Origin of the sequence: Mycobacterium sp. OAS707, assembly GCF_014873705.1 — a bacterium.
Taxonomy (GTDB): Bacteria; Actinomycetota; Actinomycetes; order Mycobacteriales; family Mycobacteriaceae; genus Mycobacterium.
Map to the genome: position 1 here is coordinate 947,747 of NZ_JADBDS010000003.1, position 16,492 is coordinate 964,238.

Consider the following 16,492-nt stretch of genomic DNA (forward strand, 5'->3'; position numbering starts at 1 on the left):
TGGCCACTCGACGCGGCTAGCTAGGCGGCGTCCACGACGAGCACACCGCTGGGTTCGACGCCGACGCTCACCGCGTCGCCGGGCGAGAACACCCGCGCCGCCGAACTGGCCATCTGGGCGCTGATCACCGAGCCGTCGGGCAGCGCGCAGTACACCCGTGAGATCGGGCCGAGGAAGGCGACCGAGGTGATCGTCGACGTTCCCGACGAGTCGGGTGACACCGTGACGGACTCCGGGCGCACCATCGCCAAGCCTGATCCCGACGCGATCGAGCCAGGCAGCGTCGGCACCGATGCTCCGAGCACACGGGCCTGGCCGCCCGAAACCTCAGCTGGCACTTTGTTGTTCAGCCCGACGAACTCGGCGACGAACGGCGTCGCGGGGTTGGCGTAGAGATCGGCAGGCGCCGCCAGTTGTTCGAGCTTGCCCTGGCTCATCACGCCGACCCGATCGGCGACGGCCAGCGCTTCCTCCTGGTCGTGGGTGACGAACAGCGTCGTCGTGCCGACTTCCAGTTGGACGCGCCGGATCTCGTCGCGCAGTTGGCTGCGCACCTTGGCATCCAGCGCCGACAACGGCTCGTCGAGTAGCAGCACGCGAGGCTGGATCGCAAGCGCCCGTGCCAGTGCGACGCGCTGCTGTTGGCCGCCGGACAGTTCGCTGGCGTATTTGTGTTTGTGTGCCGACAGTCCGACCAGATCCAACATGTCCGCGGCCTGAGATGTGCGTTCGCCCTTGGCCTTTCCGCGCATCTTCAGCCCGAAGGCGACGTTGTCGAGCACCGTGAGGTGCGGGAAGAGGCTGTAGGCCTGGAACACCATGCCCATGTCGCGTTTGTTGGCAGGCACCTTGCTGACGTCCTGACCGCCGACCGATACCGTGCCCGACGTGGCTTCGTCGAGGCCGGCCAGGATGCGCAGCGCGGTCGTCTTACCGCAACCGGACGGTCCGAGCAGCGCGACGAGTTCGCCGGGCTCGATGTGCAGGGTGAGCCCGTCGAGCGCCTTCACCGTGCCGTAGACACGGGTGAGCTCGTTGAGTTCGACGGCGACTCCACTTGTCATTCAGTAACTCCCGTCGGTGTGGGGACCGCGGCGTCCAGCGCGGTGGCCCTGCGGCGGCCGCGCGTGACCAACGACAGCACGAGCAGCAGGACGAAGCCGAACAGCAGCACGGCCAGCGATGCGGCCACCGATGTGGGGCCGTCGGTCTTGCCGATCTGGACGATCTGCACCTGCAGCGTCTGATACCCGGACAGCGAAGCGATCGTGAACTCGCCGAGTACCACCGCGATGGAAATGAATGCGGCAGAAAGGATTCCGGACCAGATATTGGGCACCACAACCCGCAGAATCGTCGTAGCCCAGCCGGCGCCCAGCGAGCGCGCCGCCTCGGCCAGGGTCTTGAGGTCGATGGACGCCAGCGCCGCATCGATGGCCCGGTACGCGAACGGCAGCACCAGCACGACGTAGACGAACGTCAATGTCAGCGCCGATTCGCCGAGGAAGTACGTCACCCACAGATACACGTTGCGCAGTCCGACAACGATCACCAACGCCGGGATTGTCAACGGCAGCAGACACAGAAACTCGACGAAGCCCTTGGCCCACGGCGTGCGCAGCCGCACCCAGATCATCGTCGGCACCAATATGAGCAGCATCGCCACCACGGTGAAAACCGCAAGCAGCAAAGAGATCACGATCGCGGAGTACAGCGCATCGTCGGCGATGAGGTTCTGCCACGCCCGCAAGGTCCGCCCACCGGAGATCAGGTTGCGCGTCGAGAAGTCGGCCATCGCGTACAGCGGGAACAAGAAGAACAGCCCGAACGCCAGCCACAGCACCGCGCGCACGATGCGCGTCATCGCAGCCACCTCGCGGTGCGTCGAACCAGTGCGTTGTAGGCCACCATCACCGCCGCGACCACGACGATCATCTCGAGTGCCAGCGCGTAGGCGAAGCCGGACTGGCCCAGCACCACCTCACTGGTCAACGCGGACCGGATCAGCAGCGGCACGATCGGGCTGCCTTGGCTGACCAGTGCGGCCGCCGTCGCGTACGCCGCAAAGGCGTTGGCGAACAACAGCAGCGCCGATCCGAGAAACGCCGGCGTCAGCAGCGGCACCGCGACCTCGCGCCAATAGCGCCACGTCGAGGCGCCGAGGCTGACCGCGGCCTCACGCCACTGATCGCGCAGCCCTTCGAGCGCGGGCACGAAAACGATCACCATCAACGGGATCTGGAAATACGTGTAGACCAGGATCAGACCGGTCAGGCTGTACAGCCAGCCCGACCCTGCGAGGTTCCAGCCGAAGACCTGCTGCACCCACAAGGTCAGCACACCGTTGAGACCGACAGTCGCCAAAAACGCGAATGCCAGTGCGACGCCGCCGAACTGGGCCAGCACGCTGCACAACGAGATCACCGCGCGGCGCACCATCGACGTCGGCGGGCTGCTCACGATCAGCCACGCCAGCACCGCGCCGAGCACCGCCCCGATGAGCGCCGTGCTCCCGGAAAGCAGCACGCTCTGCCACAGTGCCGCCAGCGCCGTCGATGAGAACAGCGCCTGGATGCGCGCCAGCGAGAACTGCCCGTCGGCGAAAAACGCGCTGCCGATCACCGTCACGGTCGGGATGATCAGAAAGATCACCACCACCGCGAGGAACGGCAGCAGCGGCAGCCCGTCCCTCAGCTTGCGCACGTCAGCCGATCGCCTTCGCCCAGTTCTCCGACAGGTACTTGGTGGCCTTGCTGGTCTGATCGGGGGACGGCACAGTCACCGGGCCATCGATGACCGGGATCTTGCTCGTGACCGCCTTGTCCATCGTGCCGGCCTGCAGCATCTGGTCGGCGCGCACCGGCCGCACCCCGCCTGCGGCGAACAGGTTCTGGCCCTCGTCGCTGTAGAGGAACTCCTGCCACAACCGGGCGGCCGCGGGATGCGGGGCGTCCTTGTTGATGGCCTGGTAGTAGTAGCCGGCGACCACACCGTTGTTGGGAACCAGGACCTGCCAGCTGGGCAGCTTCGCGGTGGTCGCGGCGTTCAGGTAGTTCCAGTCGATCACCACAGGCGTCTGCCCGGACTCGATGGTGGCCGGAGTGGGGTCCACGGGCAGGAAGTTGCCCGCCTCCTTGAGCTTGCGGAAGAACTCGACGCCGGGAGCGATGTTGTCGGCCGAACCGCCTTGCGATAACGCGACCATCAGCACACCGGAGAACGCGGCGCCTGCCTGGGTGGGATCACCGTTGAGCGCGACCTTGCCCTTGTATTCGGGCTTGAGAAGGTCGTTCACGCTCGTGACCGGCGGCACCTTGGCGGTGTCGAATCCGATCGACATGTAGCCGCCGTAGTCGTTCACCCAAGTGCCGCTCGGATCCTTGTACGCCTGCGGGATGTCGTCGAACGTCGCGACCTTGTACGGCGCGAATGTCGCAGTGTTGGCGAGCGCGACTGACTGGCCGAGGTCGAAGACGTCGGGTGCTGAGCTCTTGCCCTTCTGCTGGTTGGCCGCGTTGATCTCGTCCTGGCTGGCCGCGTCGGGCTGCGCGGAGTTGACCTTGATGCCGTACTTGTCACCGAAGGCCTTGATGATCGCGCCGTAGTTGGCCCAATCCGGGGGCAGCGCAATCACATTGAGCTCGCCCTCCTTCTTGGCCGCCGCGACGAGGGCATCCATCCCGCCGACGTCCGCGGCGGACTTCGCCTCGCTGATCTTCACGCCGTTGGCCGACTCGCCGCCGGAGTTGTCTTTCTGCGGCGGCGCACAGCCGATCAAGCTCGCGAAGACGAGAGCCGATGCGGCGGAGACTGCCAGGAGGGACTTGTTCATTGGCGAAACCTTCCGATGGGTAGGAAACGGCACGATGGCGCGGCGGCAACGGCGGCTGATCTACGCGGTGAATGAAGATCCAACAGGCGACCGAACCCTATCGTGGCTGCGACGATGCCGGTGCAAGTTCTTTCAGACTGCGTCCGATTCCAGCCGGCTGCCCATTTGCCCTGGTACGGGCGTTAGCATCTCTATGTGGTTGAACGCGAAGCCTCGGGGGACTTCGACTACCTCTGGGACGACCCGGCCGACGAGGGCGGGTTGACCAGCCATGACCTGGGCGCCCACGCGCAGGCGGGACACGAACCCGAGGATCTTTTGAAGGGTCCCGGCGACGACCAGTGGGACGACCCGGATGACAATTTCTGGGATAACCAGCCCGATGTCGACGACCCGGGTCAGTTCGACGCGTTCAACGACAACACGTGGAGCTTCACGCCTGCGCCGGTGCCGTGGTACCGCACCAAGCAGGCGATGACGGCGATCGTTGCCGCCTCTGCGGCCGTGGCCGCGATCGTGGTGGCGGGCGTGCTGCTGGTGTTCCGCGGCGGCGAGGGGACCGTCAACGACAACACGTCATCGGTGACCCCGACGGCGCCGACGAGCGTCGCGCCCGTTCAGGTCGCGAGCAGCGAGGCGCCTCCGCCGGAGCCACCACCGCCGCCACCGCCAACGGAGACGGCGGCCTCGCCGGTGAACCCCGGGCCGGGCTACAACCCGACATACGAGCCCCGGCCGACGAAGCCGCCCGAGATCGGCGTGACACGAACGCCCGTGACGCGGTTGCCGATCAGCGTCGCGCCGCAGCAGCGCGGTCCGCGCAACGGGCACTGATGGCCGACTCCGATGCGGCCGCAGTGGCCAGGTTCGCCGAGTCGCCCGTCGCGATGCTCGCGACCGTCGGGGCAGATGGCGCACCGCATCTGGTCCCAGTGGTGTTCGCGGTGCACAAGGACGTCGTGTACACCGCCGTCGACGCCAAACGTAAATCCACCCAACGACTTCGCCGGTTGGCGAACATCGAAGACAACCCCCAAGTGAGCATGCTCGTCGATCATTACGACGACGACTGGGCGCAGTTGTGGTGGGTGCGCGCAGACGGCGTAGCGGCGGTCCACTACAGCGGTGAGGAGATGGCCGCCGGCTACGCCCTGCTTCGCAAGAAATACGTTCAGTACCAACGCATTGCGCTCGATGGACCGGTCGTCACGGTCCAGGTGCGGCGCTGGGCGTCCTGGCAGGCCTGAGTCAAGCCGCAGCGGGCACCTTGTCGAGGAATCCGAGCACTGTCTGGATGTGGCCGGAGTCGTCGCAGACGGCGACGTCGAATCCGACGATCGGTGCATCGGCGCCCGCGGGCCCGAGCTCCCAGCCGAACCGCGCCTGGTTGTGGTGCCCGTCGACGGGGCCGACCAACCGGAACACGAAGCCGGGGAACTGCTGCTGCACGGCGCCGATCATCTCGGTGATCGCTTCACGTCCCTCAGCGGCGGCCAACGGGTCGACGTAGCGGGCGTCCTCGGTGTAGAGCCGGTCGACTGCGGCCCGTCGGGCATCGGCGTCCGTCTCGTTCCAGGTGTCGATGTAGCGCTGTGCGAGTTCGTCATATGTGGTCATGCCGTCAACCCTCGCCGGGCGGGCGCCGCGTGTCGATTACCTCGGGGGTAGGCACTCACGAAAGTCACCGAAACGGTTGTGCTCGGTGGCGGTTGGGGGAATTGTGGTGTTCACACGCCTCGGTAGCAGAGCCGCTGCCATCAGGAGGGAACGTCATGGCTGACAAGACGACAACTTCTGCGGGCGCCGGAGCCGCCCCCACCGCGGACAGTCCGGCCGCCATCCGCAACGTGGTGCTGGTGGGCCCATCGGGTGGCGGCAAAACCACACTCGTCGAGGCCCTCCTGGTCGCCTCCGGGGTACTCACCAGACAGGGATCGACCGTGGACGGCACCACGGTGTGCGACTTCGACGAAGCCGAGATCACTCAGCAGCGGTCGGTTGGTCTCGCGCTCGCGTCGTTGCAACATGATGGCGTCAAGGTGAACCTGATCGACACGCCCGGCTATGCCGACTTCGTCGGCGAGCTGCGGGCCGGGTTGCGCGCTGCGGACTGTGCGCTGTTCGTGATCGCCGCCAACGAGGGCGTCGACGACCCGACCAAGTCCCTGTGGCAGGAGTGCGCCCAGGTTGGTATGCCACGGGCCGTGGTGATCACCAAACTCGACCACGCCCGCGCCAGCTACGAGAACGCTCTGGCGGCGGCGCAGGAGGCGTTCGGCGACAAGGTGCTTCCGCTTTATCTGGCCGCCGACACTCCCTGCACGGGGCTGATCGGGCTGCTGTCGCAGACGCATTACGAATACGCCAACGGCAAGCGCGCCGATTCCCATGCACCGGATGCGTCGTACTCCGATTCGATCGAGGAACTGCGCGGCAGCCTGATCGAGGGAATCATCGAGGAATCCGAGGACGAGACGCTGATGGAGCGTTACCTCGGCGGCGAGGAAATCGACCAGGCGGTGCTCATCGAGGATCTCGAGAAGGCCGTTGCCCGCGCCTCGTTCTTCCCCGTGATCCCGGCGTGCAGCGCCACCGGCGTCGGAACGCTCGAACTGCTCGAGATCATCACCAGCGGGTTCCCGTCGCCGCCCGAACACACACTGCCAGAGGTGTTCACGCCGCAAGGCAAGGAGCGCACCGGGCTGACGTGCGACCAGAACGGACCGCTACTCGCCGAGGTAGTGAAGACGACGTCGGATCCGTATGTCGGCAGGGTCAGTCTGGTCCGGGTGTTCTCCGGGACCATCACGCCCGACGCGACAGTGCATGTGTCGGGCCATCTCTCGCAGTTCTTCGGTTCCGAGGGATTCCTGGCCTCGGCTGCCATCCATGCCGAGTCCGGGGCGATGGCTGCGCACGCCGACCACGACGAGGACGAGCGGATCGGCACGCTGTCTTTCCCCTTGGGCAAGCAACAGCGGCCCGCGCCCGCGGTGGTGGCCGGAGACATCTGCGCGATCGGCAAGCTGAGCAGGGCCGAGACCGGTGACACGCTGTCCGATAAATCCGATCCGCTGGTGCTCAAGCCGTGGACGATGCCCGAGCCGCTGTTGCCGGTGGCCGTGCAACCGCGGGCCAAGACCGATGAGGACAAGTTGTCGGTTGGGTTGCAGCGGTTGGCCGCCGAGGATCCGACGCTGCGCATCGAGCAGAACCCGGAGACCCATCAGATCGTGCTGTGGTGCATGGGCGAGGCGCACGTCGGCGTGGTGCTCGACGCGCTGAACCGGAGATACGGGGTCGCGGTCGACACCGTGGAGCTGCGGGTCCCATTGCGAGAAACGTTCGGCGGCAACGCCAAAGGACACGGCAGACATGTCAAGCAGTCCGGCGGACACGGTCAATACGCGGTGTGTGACATCGAGGTGGAACCGCTGCCGGAGGGCTCCGGGTTCGAGTTCGTCGACAAGGTGGTCGGTGGCGCGGTGCCGCGAAACTTCATCCCGAGCGTCGAGAAAGGCGTCCGCGCACAGATGGAAAAGGGAGTCGGCGCGGGCTTCCCGGTCGTCGACATCCGGGTGACGCTGTTCGACGGCAAGGCCCACAGCGTGGACTCGTCGGACTTCGCCTTCCAGATGGCAGGGGGGCTGGCGTTGCGCGAAGCCGCTGCGGCGACGCGGGTGAACCTGCTCGAGCCCGTCGATATCGTTTCGGTGCTGGTGCCCGACGACATGGTCGGGTCGGTGATGGGTGACTTGGCCGGACGACGCGGCCGCGTGCTCGGCACCGACAAGGTCGGCGAGGATCGCACGCTCATCAAGGCGGAGATCCCCGAGGTCGAATTGACCCGCTACGCAATCGATTTGAGGTCGCTGTCGCACGGAGCCGGATCCTTCACCCGGGCGTTCGCCCGCTATGAGCCGATGCCTGAGTCGGCGGCAGCGAAGGTGAAGGCTTCTGCCTGACGCGGTGCTCGGGATCGATTTCGGCCGGGTGATCGAAGGTGGTCTCGGCGTGGACGATGCTGCCGACACCAGCTTCCTCGATTCCAGCTTCGAAGAGGCGCTCGCGACCCCGGCGACGCCCGGCGCCTTCGAGGTCATTCCTCGACTCGTCGCCCTCTTCGACGGCAGGGTGTGGATCATCTCGAAATGCGGTGAGAGCACACAACGTAAGACGTTGGCCTGGTTGGACCATCACGACTTCTACGACCGGACCGGCTTTCCGCGCGGCAACGTCCGGTTCTGCCGCGAGCGCGCCGAGAAGGCCATCCACTGCCGCGAGTTGGGTATCACGCACATGATCGACGACCGGCTCGATGTGCACCGGGCGATCAGGGACGTCGTCCCGCACTTGTATCTGTTCGGCCCTCAGAACGGCGATGTCCCTGACTGGGTGGTCCACGCACCGGACTGGCACGCCGTGGAGGCCGCGCTGCGCTCTACGTCTTCCTGCTAGCAGGAGGCGCGCCGAGAGCTGTTGGGCGCCAAGGTCACTCACCCCCGAGCTCAGGTGGGTCGGGGTTGCCGTGTAGGAGTTCTTCGGGGTGGTGGGCGTGGTTGATCTCGGGTGCTGTGGTGCCGTCGGTCCAGGCCAGTCGGCCGTTGTGGGTGATGCTGGTCTGGTAGTGGCCGTCGGTGATGAGTTTGTGGTCGGGTCCGCAGGCAAAGAACAGGCAATCGGCGTCGGTGCGGCCCTCGGGTGTCCAGTCCGGGCAGTGGTGGACCTCGCTGTGATAGCCGGGTTGCGTGCAGCCCGGCCGGGTGCAGCCGCCGTCGCGCGCATAGCAGATGATCCGTTGATCGGCCGTGGCGATGCGAGTCTGGCGCCCGAGGTAAATGGGCCGTTCGGTGTGGTCGTCGAACACCGCCAGATAGTGGATGGAATCGGCGGCCAGCCGGATCACATCACGCATCGGCAGGACACCGTCTCCGCCGGTGCGCGCCGGCGAGGGCATCGGGATATCGGGGTTGGTGACCGCGTGGGCGGCCTGGTTGAGTTCGGCCAGCGTGGTGCGCGCGATCACCGTTACCGGATGACCGCGATGGCTGCCCAGCCCACCGGCAGCGATACCGGCCTTGAGCCCGAGTTTGACCCCGTCGTGGCAGCGCTGGGGGCCACTGCGCTCATCGACGACCTCGGCCATGTGTCCGTCGGGTAGGTGGCGGCCGGGGCGCACCGCGGCGGTCACCGCCTCCACATAGGCGCGGGTTTCGGGGTCGATGTAGCCCGACAACCGTGACATCCCATCGCGGCCCTGCGTCCCCAGGAGCAGTCCGCGCCGCCGCTGCCGGTCGGCTTCATCGAAGTCACCGTCGGGGTTGAAGATCTCATCGATACGCCGCGCCAGGGCCCGCACGATCTCGGCGTCGTTCTTGGTGGCCTCGCGCACCAGGCTGGCCTCGACGTCCTCGCGATCTGTGCCCGACACCGCCGAGGGCAGCGTGTCGATGGCCCGCGCGATGACCCGCAGATGATCCTCACCGATCACCCCGGCGGCCAGCGCGTCGGCCACCTGGGGTAGTTCCGGTGCCAACGACGGACCCGACAGACAGCGCCGCGGCACCAAACGGGCCGCAGTCTTCATCCGGCGTTTGACCTCAGCCGGCGCGATCCGCAGTCGCGCGGCCAGACTGTTGACCAGTGCAGGCACCATCGCGGTCTCATCGGGCGGATCAGCAATCTCACCGAAGAACCGATACATCAACCCCCGATTGGTGCGCTCCTGGGCCTCCAACCGCTCGGCGAGGTCCACCCGAAACTCGTTGCCCACCTCAGCCGACGACAACCCACGCATCTCGGCATAGGCGGCATCCACCGCATCAGCCAGCGCGTCAAACCGCTCCCGCGCCGCTTGTGCAGTGACGAATTCGCCCATGGCACAACACTATCGAACACCTGTGCCAAATCCCCGGCACTCAACTGCCACCTGTGGATGAATTCGCACCTGGGGACAACCCACCACCCACAGCCAAAAAATGTCAGACCCACATGCTAAGCCGTCGGCAATTCCTTGCGCATTGCTATACCAAGAGCGCCACGACCCTGACCCACCACACGAAACCCTTTGCGTCGGTACAAGTGTGCCGCCGGATTTCGTTGGTGGACGTTCAGGGCAAGCGCGTCGTACTTACCCGTGCAATGCTCGATCAATTCGTCCAGCAGCGCCGCACCGATACCCTGCCCACGCATCTCCCGGACAACTGCGATGGCGATTTCCGGCAGCGGGACGTTCTCGGCGTCGAAGAGGAGCGGCGGATTGTGACGGAAGGTCCACACCGCGCCGAGCCTTACTTCTCCTGCTCCTGAGGCGACGATCCCCGTGTCATCAATGCCTGGCAGGAGACTTCGCGTGTCTTCGGAGTCCGCCTCGGGTAGTGGCCAGTCTTCAATGACGCAGGCATGGCGAGCCATTTCAACGATGAAGGCGGTGTCGTCGAAGTTCGTCAGTCGCAACCGCACGGTGACACATGCTAGGCCGCGCACGGGATCGACGCCGCCAGCGACGTGCCGACGCCGACCGGACTGTCGACCCACAGGTGCCCGCCGACCGCTTCGACCCGATCGACCAACCCGGTCAGTCCGGACCCGTTCGACGGGTCGGCGCCGCCGGCACCATCGTCGGAGATCATCAAGTTCAGTTGGCCATCGACGGCCTGCACTCTGATCTTGACCTCGTCAGCGCGGGCATGCCGCGCGGTGTTGGTAAGTGCCTCAGCCACAACGTAATACGCGGCCACCTCAACGCGGTCGGGCAGCCGGCAGGGCACATCGACATTCAGGTCGACCGGCACCACCGAACGGCATGCCAGTGACCGCAGCGCGGGGCCGAGCCCGCCCTTGGACAGGATCGCCGGATGGATGCCGCGGGAGATTGCGCGCAGTTCCTCGCAGATGTCGCCGAGACCCTGCACGATCTCGTTGAGTTGCTCCCGCACCGCGTTCTGCCAATCGGGCAACGACACTTCCGTCATGCGTGCCTTGAGCGCCAGCGACACCAGGCGCTGCTGTGCACCGTCGTGCAGATCGCGTTCGAGGCGTCGGCGCGCATCGTCAGCAGCGGTCACGATCCTCATCCGCGACGAGGTCAGGTCCGATCGGGCCTGCGCGTTCGCGATAGCCATCGCCACCAGTCGGGCGAAGTCCGCAAGCCGTGCGTCTGTGTCAGAGGGAAGCGGTTGGGCGCGTGACGAACTCACCACGGCGACGCCCCATTGGTGTCCGTCGACGACGATCGGTGCGGTGCGACCGACGGATGTCGACTTCCCGCCGGACTCAGCGACCAGGACGACGGTTCCGTCAGCTTCATGGCGAAACAGCGCGGCATGCTCGGCGTGCAGAGCGTGCGCCAACTCCGTTGTCACGGTTGCGAACACGTCACCGGCCGGCAGTCCTTGCGCAACCGCGGTCGCGACACGTCGCAGCGCCGCCTGCCGCTCGGCAATCCGTTCGGCCTCTGCCGCTCTGGCCCGCGCCACACCGGCCAGCGTGTTCGCCATCAACGTGATGACAAGGAACACGCCGATCACCACCCAGTTGCGCAGGTCGGTCGGATCGAAGCTGTCGTCGGGCCAGTCGCGGAAGTAACCGAAACCAAACGCGCTCACCACCGAAGTCACCGCAGCAAGGCCAGTACCCCAGCCGATCGCGACCACGAGCGCACCGAGCAGATAGACCACACCGAACGTGTCCATCGGCGCAAGCGTTCGCAGCACGACTACCAATAGTGTCTCGGCCGAAATCGCCGCTGCGGCAACCAGTAATCCCACCCACATCGGTGGTGCGGTCGGGCGCACCAGCAATGACAACACCCGGCCGGTCACACCCCTTGATAGCTCTCGTGGCTGTTCAGCAGCTGTGCAAGGGCTGTCGAGCGGCTGCCAGGCTGTCAAGTGCCGCTAGCGGTAATCATGAATGGCCGCCAGCATCGAAGACCGGATCGGCGCGGCGCGCAAAGGTCTAGTGACATGGACACCACCACCGACAGACGCCTGGCCCGCCATGTCGTCGTGACGGTCATCCTCGCCGTTGCGGCAGCGGTGGCTGCCTGGGATGTCCTGTTCACCGGACCCGATATGGGGGTTAACCGGTATGTGCCAGGTCGGGTTTTCATTACCGACGTTAGGGGGCCAGCCATGCAGACACCGCCCAAGCCCACAACGAGAGTTGTGAGCATACAAGAAGATCCGTTGCCAATAGGAGTAACGCATGCTCAGTACCGCCGCAGTACCCGAGTCCCACGATGACGAGTTGGCCGCGCGGTTCGAGCGTGATGCCGTCCCGTTGATCGCCGCGTTCTACCCGCAGGCGATGAAGCTGACCCGCAATCGCACCGAGGCAGAAGATCTGCTGCAGGAGACCGCGGCCAAGGCGTTCGCCGGGTTCCGTGGTTTTCGCGATGGCACCAACCTCGGCGGCTGGCTGTATCGCATCCTGCTCAACACGCACATCAGCGGCTACCGCAAGCAACAACGCCGGCCCGTGCAGTGGCTGACCGACGAGATCACCGACGGACAACTGCTCGCAGAGGCGCGTCACTCGTCGATCGGACTGCGCTCGGCAGAAGACCAGGTGTTGGACATGCTCGGCGACACAGATGTCAGAGCGGCGATGCGTCAACTGCCCGAAAAGCTGCGTACCGCAGTCTATTACGCCGATATCGAGGGCCGCCGATTCAAGGAGATCGCCGCGATCACCGACGTCCCGATCGGGACGGTGATGTCGCGGCTGCATCGCGGACGACACCGGCTGCGCGCACTGCTGGCCGAGGTGGCCAGGGACCGCGGCTACGGACTCACCGAAGTCGCCTGATCACCGCGGCGGGTCGCCGCGCCAAGCGAAGCTGTTGACGTACTTGCCCATGTCCAAAGCGATTTGGAGATTGGCGCCGGACGGTTTGCCGCTGCCGAAGCTCGGGCCGAACTGCCGAAACGGGCCAATCGCAGCGGCGACCAGAGCCAGGTCGTTCTTGACCGCAACCATGACCAACACGCGCATCTTCATGTAGCTGCTGTTGGCGCCCTGCGGCCAACAGTCGGCGGCCTCGCCGTAGCCGGGCTGATACCCCACCATCGCGTTGGGAATCTTGTAGGCGGTGCGCGCGTCCGGAAACGTCTTGCGGATCAAGCTCTTCGCTATCTGCTCCGGTGACCGGTTCGCCGCCGGCTCGCTGAACAACTGCAACGTGCCGCCGTCGCCTGCCTGCAGATCCGCGGTGACGCCGTTGGGTTTGGTGGTGATTTTGTACGCCGTCCCCTCGGCGGGATACGACACCGAGAACGCGCCGTCTGCCGCCGTGAACCGGGGGTTGGTGTTGACCGGTGTCCCCGTCGGCGGATGCCCGCAGCTGGGCGGACACATATATCGGGCGGGCGGCTTGCTTCTCAACATCGTCACACCGACCAGCGCGACGGCCACCACCGCGATCGCGGTGAACCAGATCAGCAGCACCCTGACACGCGAATGGCGCACCGGCGGGGCGGCATAGGACCCGGCGGGCACCGCATAGCCCGGAAAGAAGGTCGGCGAGCTCATGATCCGTCCGTCTCCTGCTCGCTGCGCACGGGTCGGACATCACGACGTGCCGTGCGCGACGATCGCGACGACGCCCGCGTCGCGACACCGCACGCTGGGCAGAACGCCATATCGGGTACGACGTGTCCGCAGTGCGGGCACAGCAGCGGCTCGTCGGATTGGATCTCGTCGTGCGCCTCGTGCAGCAGCGAAAGGTGCAGTCCGATACGCAACAGCAACAGCGCGAGCCCGGCAACCGCCAGATACAACACGAGCATCAGCACCTGCGGGAAATGGGAAACGTCGATCAGGCCGAGCGCCAGATACACGGCGAGCACCGCCACCGCGAACGACACCAGCAGCGCACGCACCACACCGGGACGCTGCTTCTCCTTGCTCGGCGGGCGCCTGAACCACAGTGCGGCACCGATCAATCCGCCCGCCGCTGCCGCGGTGAGCGGCACCGCCACGCCCCTGATTCCCGCCTCGACGAGCAGGCTGTCGAGCGGGCGCTTGCTCACCACGCCGCTGCCGAACTGGGGGGCAAGTCGCGTCAACGTCGCGGCCGCGGTGAACGAGAGCGCGCCGAGCGCGCCAACCATGAAGCCCTCCAGCGCTTCCCGCGTTGGCGGCCGCAGCAGCCGCACGATCACCGCCGGCATCAGCATCAGGATCACGCCACCAAGGGGGATACCGATCCCCATGCTCAACATGCGCGAGCCAACGACGCCCGCTCCCAACGCAATTCCGTACGAGCGGGCCACCATCGCGCCCGTCAGCAGCACCCACCCGACCCCCAACCCGACACCGAGCGCGGCGGTCAGCGCCCACGTGCGGGCCGGCACGTCCTCGAACCCGTCCGACTCGCGCACGTACAGCGCGAACAGGAACGGGAAACCGAGCGCGGAAACCGCAACCAGTGCACCGGGCATCCGCAGCACCGCGAACACCACCAGTGCCACCAAAACCAGAGCCAGCCCGACCCGGAACACGGTGCGCGACCGCGCAGGCAGATGGGGGAACAGGGAACTCGCCAGCGACGGCTGAAGCAGATGCTCACCCGGTGCGGCACCAAAGTCGCGGATTCGCAACCAGTCCGGACCTTCTCCCGGCCGCGGCGTGAGGTGGCAACCGCACAGGCCGCAGTACTCGCCGGCAGGCACATCGACCTTGCATATCCGGCACTCCGTCTGCGGGACGGCGTCTTCGTTCGGTCCAGTACTCATCACGTCGCCTTCTGCACGATCAGCAGGTTGCGCACCAGGTTGTCGATGTCGGGTGTGCCGAGCCCGGTCACCAGGTCGTAGCCAGGGGTGGCGTCGTCAACGGCGTTGCCGCCCAACACCACATCGCGGAACCCCGGGAGCGGCGCGCCTGCCGCGATTCGGTACAGCAGCGGGTTGAGGTCGCCGACCTCTCGTCCGCCGTTGGCGAGCAGGTACTGGTTCATCACCGCGGCGAGGCCCGCCCAGATCGGTGCCGACTGCGATGTCCCGCCGCCTACGAGGTCCTGCTGGTCGAACACGATCCGCACGCCGGTGAACGGGTCGGCGACCGCAGCGACATCGGGAGTCAGCCTGCGCGTCCGATCGCGTTCGGCCAACACCCCGCGCTGCCAGTCGGGTCGGTCGAACAACGACGACACCCCACCGCCGGTGCCTTGCGACAGCGGTACGTCGAACCACGCCTGCTCGGCCTGCCACACGCCGTTGGCGTCGGTGGACAGCGTGGTGCCGCCGACGTCGACCATCTCCGGCAGCGAGGCCACCGAATCCAATCCGACGTCGCTCGCCCCAGGCGGCGACGACCAATCTTCACCGCCCTTGCACTCCAGGCCGGCAAGGTCTCCGCTGGCGTTGAACGCAGTCGTGCCATGCGCGTGCGCAGTCTTCATCGCCGACCGCACCGGCGCGAGATCGGCGGCGGTGATCAGCTTGTCGCAGCCCCATCCGATCGAAAAGCTCCACACCGCACCGGGGAACTCCCGGTCGGCGTCCTGCAGCATCTGCCCGATCTTCTCGTAACCGCCAGCGCCTTCCACAGTGGAGCGGGCGTTCCACACCACCTTGCGCGCATCGGGCGCGACGGCGTGGGCGACCTCGAGGTCCATCGTCGTCTCACCGCGCGCCTCACCCGGCTGGCCGCCGACCACCGTCGGGGTGAACTTCGGCAACTTGTACGTGGTGGCGAACGTGTCGAGGTCGGCCTGCTCGAACCCGTCGAACGCGAAGAAGACGATGGTCTGGCCTTTACCGGTGAAGCCGTCGGTCGCCAGCTTCTGGGCGTTGTAGGTGGTCAGCAATCCCGCTGGGGTGAGCCCTCGGTCCGGCACATCCAACGGCAGGATCGACGGGCGCGACGTGTGGTGCGGCGTATAGCCGAGGATCCTGCCGAACTCAGCGACTTCGTCGCGCAGCGGATCGGGGATCGACGGTTGCTGCGGCGACGCATAGAACACCTGGCCGCGCTGGCCGCGGTAGTCGTGCACCTCGACGTCGAATGCCTTCGCCACGTCCTCGGCGTTGCCCTCGACGACCGCCCACTCCTCGCCCGGTCGCCACCGCACGTCGAGCCCGTTGTCACCGGCCCAGCCGTACAGCGCGTCCGGTCGGGTCGAACCGCGCAGGGCGGCGGTCAACTGCGTGTCCGTGCGGTGCGACGGACCGAGATCGGTGGAGCTGGCCAACAGATACGCGTAGGGCCCGCTGATCAGACCCGCGGTGCCGGACACCGTCGGGCGCAGGTCGGAGGCGAGCACGAACACGCCGACAGCGACCAGCGCCAACGTTGTGAAATGCCGGGCGACCACGTAAGCCAGCGTACGTCCGAGCTGGCCAGGGGCGGTTCTAGTTATCGCCGGGGATGGCCGTCGGCGCCGGCGGCGCCTTCACCGGCGGCGTGAACAGGTTGCCGCCGGTCGGGTTGATCGACTTCTCCGTCGGCGCGACGGTCGGCGGGGCGGTGGTCGCCGACGTGGTCGTGGTGGTCGTAGTCGTCGACGTCTCGGGAGCCTTCTGCTCTTCCTTGCCGCACGAGGCGGTCAAGCCCACCATCGTGACAACCGCGGCACCTCCGACAACTGCCGCGACACGGCGAGCGATCCGACCCATGAGTTATGTCCTTCCCGACCTTTACCAGCGGCTTTGA

At 66.4% G+C, this 16,492-nt stretch carries 17 protein-coding genes; 5 read left to right on the plus strand and 12 right to left on the minus strand.

Going from position 1 to position 16,492, the window contains the following annotated elements; translation table 11 throughout:
- Positions 1-20: 20 nt before the first annotated feature.
- The 4 genes from GGC64_RS22825 to GGC64_RS22840 are packed head-to-tail and all read right to left on the minus strand — an operon-like array spanning position 21 to position 3,832.
- Positions 21-1,064, minus strand: coding sequence for an ABC transporter ATP-binding protein (locus GGC64_RS22825; RefSeq protein ID WP_192724778.1), 1,044 nt, complete (start codon positions 1,062-1,064; stop codon positions 21-23).
- Positions 1,061-1,864 (minus strand): ABC transporter permease, encoded by an 804-nt coding sequence (locus tag GGC64_RS22830; protein ID WP_192724779.1) that lies wholly within the window; start codon positions 1,862-1,864, stop codon positions 1,061-1,063. Before GGC64_RS22830 ends, GGC64_RS22825 begins: the two co-directional genes overlap by 4 nt.
- The gene (locus GGC64_RS22835; protein ID WP_192724780.1) at positions 1,861-2,703 is read right to left on the minus strand and encodes an ABC transporter permease subunit; all 843 of its coding nucleotides are present in this window, start codon (positions 2,701-2,703) and stop codon (positions 1,861-1,863) included. The genes GGC64_RS22830 and GGC64_RS22835 overlap by 4 nt, the downstream gene beginning before the upstream one ends.
- Before the next feature lies 1 nt (position 2,704).
- Entirely contained in the window at positions 2,705-3,832 is a 1,128-nt protein-coding gene (locus tag GGC64_RS22840) for an ABC transporter substrate-binding protein (protein ID WP_192724781.1), read from the minus strand.
- 195 nt (positions 3,833-4,027) lie between these two features.
- Here GGC64_RS22840 and GGC64_RS22845 point away from each other — a divergent pair, with 195 nt between their 5' ends.
- Entirely contained in the window at positions 4,028-4,666 is a 639-nt protein-coding gene (locus GGC64_RS22845; RefSeq protein ID WP_192724782.1) for a hypothetical protein, read from the plus strand.
- On the plus strand, positions 4,666-5,079 hold the full coding sequence (locus GGC64_RS22850; RefSeq protein ID WP_192724783.1) for a TIGR03668 family PPOX class F420-dependent oxidoreductase: 414 nt from the start codon (positions 4,666-4,668) through the stop codon (positions 5,077-5,079). The genes GGC64_RS22845 and GGC64_RS22850 overlap by 1 nt, the downstream gene beginning before the upstream one ends.
- A 1-nt stretch (position 5,080) precedes the next feature.
- On the opposite strand, the gene GGC64_RS22855 is transcribed toward GGC64_RS22850, so the two are convergent.
- On the minus strand, positions 5,081-5,449 hold the full coding sequence (locus GGC64_RS22855) for a nuclear transport factor 2 family protein (RefSeq protein WP_192724784.1): 369 nt from the start codon (positions 5,447-5,449) through the stop codon (positions 5,081-5,083).
- A 155-nt stretch (positions 5,450-5,604) separates the two neighbouring features.
- Between GGC64_RS22855 and GGC64_RS22860 the strand changes: the two genes are divergently transcribed.
- Together GGC64_RS22860 and GGC64_RS22865 are read left to right on the plus strand one after the other, a co-directional pair.
- Positions 5,605-7,797 carry an elongation factor G-like protein EF-G2 gene (locus GGC64_RS22860; RefSeq protein WP_192724785.1) on the plus strand — a complete coding sequence of 731 codons (2,193 nt, stop codon included), beginning with the start codon at positions 5,605-5,607 and terminating at the stop codon, positions 7,795-7,797.
- Positions 7,798-7,801: 4 nt separating this feature from the next.
- The gene (locus tag GGC64_RS22865) at positions 7,802-8,290 is read left to right on the plus strand and encodes a hypothetical protein (protein ID WP_370582262.1); all 489 of its coding nucleotides are present in this window, start codon (positions 7,802-7,804) and stop codon (positions 8,288-8,290) included.
- A 34-nt stretch (positions 8,291-8,324) separates the two neighbouring features.
- Here GGC64_RS22865 and GGC64_RS22870 read toward each other — a convergent pair whose 3' ends face one another.
- From GGC64_RS22870 to GGC64_RS22880, 3 genes are all read right to left on the minus strand, one after another.
- Positions 8,325-9,710: an HNH endonuclease signature motif containing protein gene (locus GGC64_RS22870; RefSeq protein WP_192724786.1), complete on the minus strand. Its 1,386-nt coding sequence runs from the start codon at positions 9,708-9,710 to the stop codon at positions 8,325-8,327.
- A 116-nt stretch (positions 9,711-9,826) separates the two neighbouring features.
- Entirely contained in the window at positions 9,827-10,294 is a 468-nt protein-coding gene (locus GGC64_RS22875; RefSeq protein ID WP_192724787.1) for a GNAT family N-acetyltransferase, read from the minus strand.
- 11 nt (positions 10,295-10,305) lie between these two features.
- Positions 10,306-11,643, minus strand: coding sequence for a DUF4118 domain-containing protein (locus tag GGC64_RS22880; RefSeq protein WP_370582264.1), 1,338 nt, complete (start codon positions 11,641-11,643; stop codon positions 10,306-10,308).
- A 397-nt stretch (positions 11,644-12,040) separates the two neighbouring features.
- Between GGC64_RS22880 and GGC64_RS22885 the strand changes: the two genes are divergently transcribed.
- Positions 12,041-12,643 carry a sigma-70 family RNA polymerase sigma factor gene (locus GGC64_RS22885; RefSeq protein WP_192724789.1) on the plus strand — a complete coding sequence of 201 codons (603 nt, stop codon included), beginning with the start codon at positions 12,041-12,043 and terminating at the stop codon, positions 12,641-12,643.
- On the opposite strand, the gene GGC64_RS22890 is transcribed toward GGC64_RS22885, so the two are convergent.
- From GGC64_RS22890 to GGC64_RS22905, 4 genes are read right to left on the minus strand one after another with little or no spacing between them, the layout of a single operon-like run.
- Complete coding sequence (locus GGC64_RS22890; RefSeq protein WP_192724790.1) at positions 12,644-13,366, minus strand: hypothetical protein; 723 nt, start codon at positions 13,364-13,366, stop codon at positions 12,644-12,646. It lies immediately after the preceding gene.
- Entirely contained in the window at positions 13,363-14,571 is a 1,209-nt protein-coding gene (locus GGC64_RS22895; RefSeq protein WP_192724791.1) for a zinc ribbon domain-containing protein, read from the minus strand. Before GGC64_RS22895 ends, GGC64_RS22890 begins: the two co-directional genes overlap by 4 nt.
- The gene (locus tag GGC64_RS22900; RefSeq protein WP_192724792.1) at positions 14,571-16,154 is read right to left on the minus strand and encodes a S53 family peptidase; all 1,584 of its coding nucleotides are present in this window, start codon (positions 16,152-16,154) and stop codon (positions 14,571-14,573) included. Before GGC64_RS22900 ends, GGC64_RS22895 begins: the two co-directional genes overlap by 1 nt.
- Positions 16,155-16,191: 37 nt before the next feature.
- A complete protein-coding gene (locus GGC64_RS22905; RefSeq protein WP_192724793.1) occupies positions 16,192-16,455 on the minus strand; it encodes a hypothetical protein in 264 nt (87 codons plus the stop codon).
- Between the last annotated feature and the right edge of the window lie 37 nt (positions 16,456-16,492).

What these genes read in the sequence shown, in the direction of transcription:
- GGC64_RS22825 (WP_192724778.1), bottom strand. Translation starts at nt 1,064, where the DNA reads ATGACAAGTGGAGTCGCCGTCGAACTCAACGAGCTCACCCGTGTCTAC.
- GGC64_RS22830 (WP_192724779.1), bottom strand. Translation starts at nt 1,864, where the DNA reads ATGACGCGCATCGTGCGCGCGGTGCTGTGGCTGGCGTTCGGGCTGTTC.
- GGC64_RS22840 (WP_192724781.1), bottom strand. Translation starts at nt 3,832, where the DNA reads ATGAACAAGTCCCTCCTGGCAGTCTCCGCCGCATCGGCTCTCGTCTTC.
- GGC64_RS22850 (WP_192724783.1), top strand. Translation starts at nt 4,666, where the DNA reads ATGGCCGACTCCGATGCGGCCGCAGTGGCCAGGTTCGCCGAGTCGCCC.
- GGC64_RS22855 (WP_192724784.1), bottom strand. Translation starts at nt 5,449, where the DNA reads ATGACCACATATGACGAACTCGCACAGCGCTACATCGACACCTGGAAC.
- GGC64_RS22860 (WP_192724785.1), top strand. Translation starts at nt 5,605, where the DNA reads ATGGCTGACAAGACGACAACTTCTGCGGGCGCCGGAGCCGCCCCCACC.
- GGC64_RS22870 (WP_192724786.1), bottom strand. Translation starts at nt 9,710, where the DNA reads ATGGGCGAATTCGTCACTGCACAAGCGGCGCGGGAGCGGTTTGACGCG.
- GGC64_RS22885 (WP_192724789.1), top strand. Translation starts at nt 12,041, where the DNA reads ATGCTCAGTACCGCCGCAGTACCCGAGTCCCACGATGACGAGTTGGCC.
- GGC64_RS22890 (WP_192724790.1), bottom strand. Translation starts at nt 13,366, where the DNA reads ATGAGCTCGCCGACCTTCTTTCCGGGCTATGCGGTGCCCGCCGGGTCC.
- GGC64_RS22895 (WP_192724791.1), bottom strand. Translation starts at nt 14,571, where the DNA reads ATGAGTACTGGACCGAACGAAGACGCCGTCCCGCAGACGGAGTGCCGG.
- GGC64_RS22905 (WP_192724793.1), bottom strand. Translation starts at nt 16,455, where the DNA reads ATGGGTCGGATCGCTCGCCGTGTCGCGGCAGTTGTCGGAGGTGCCGCG.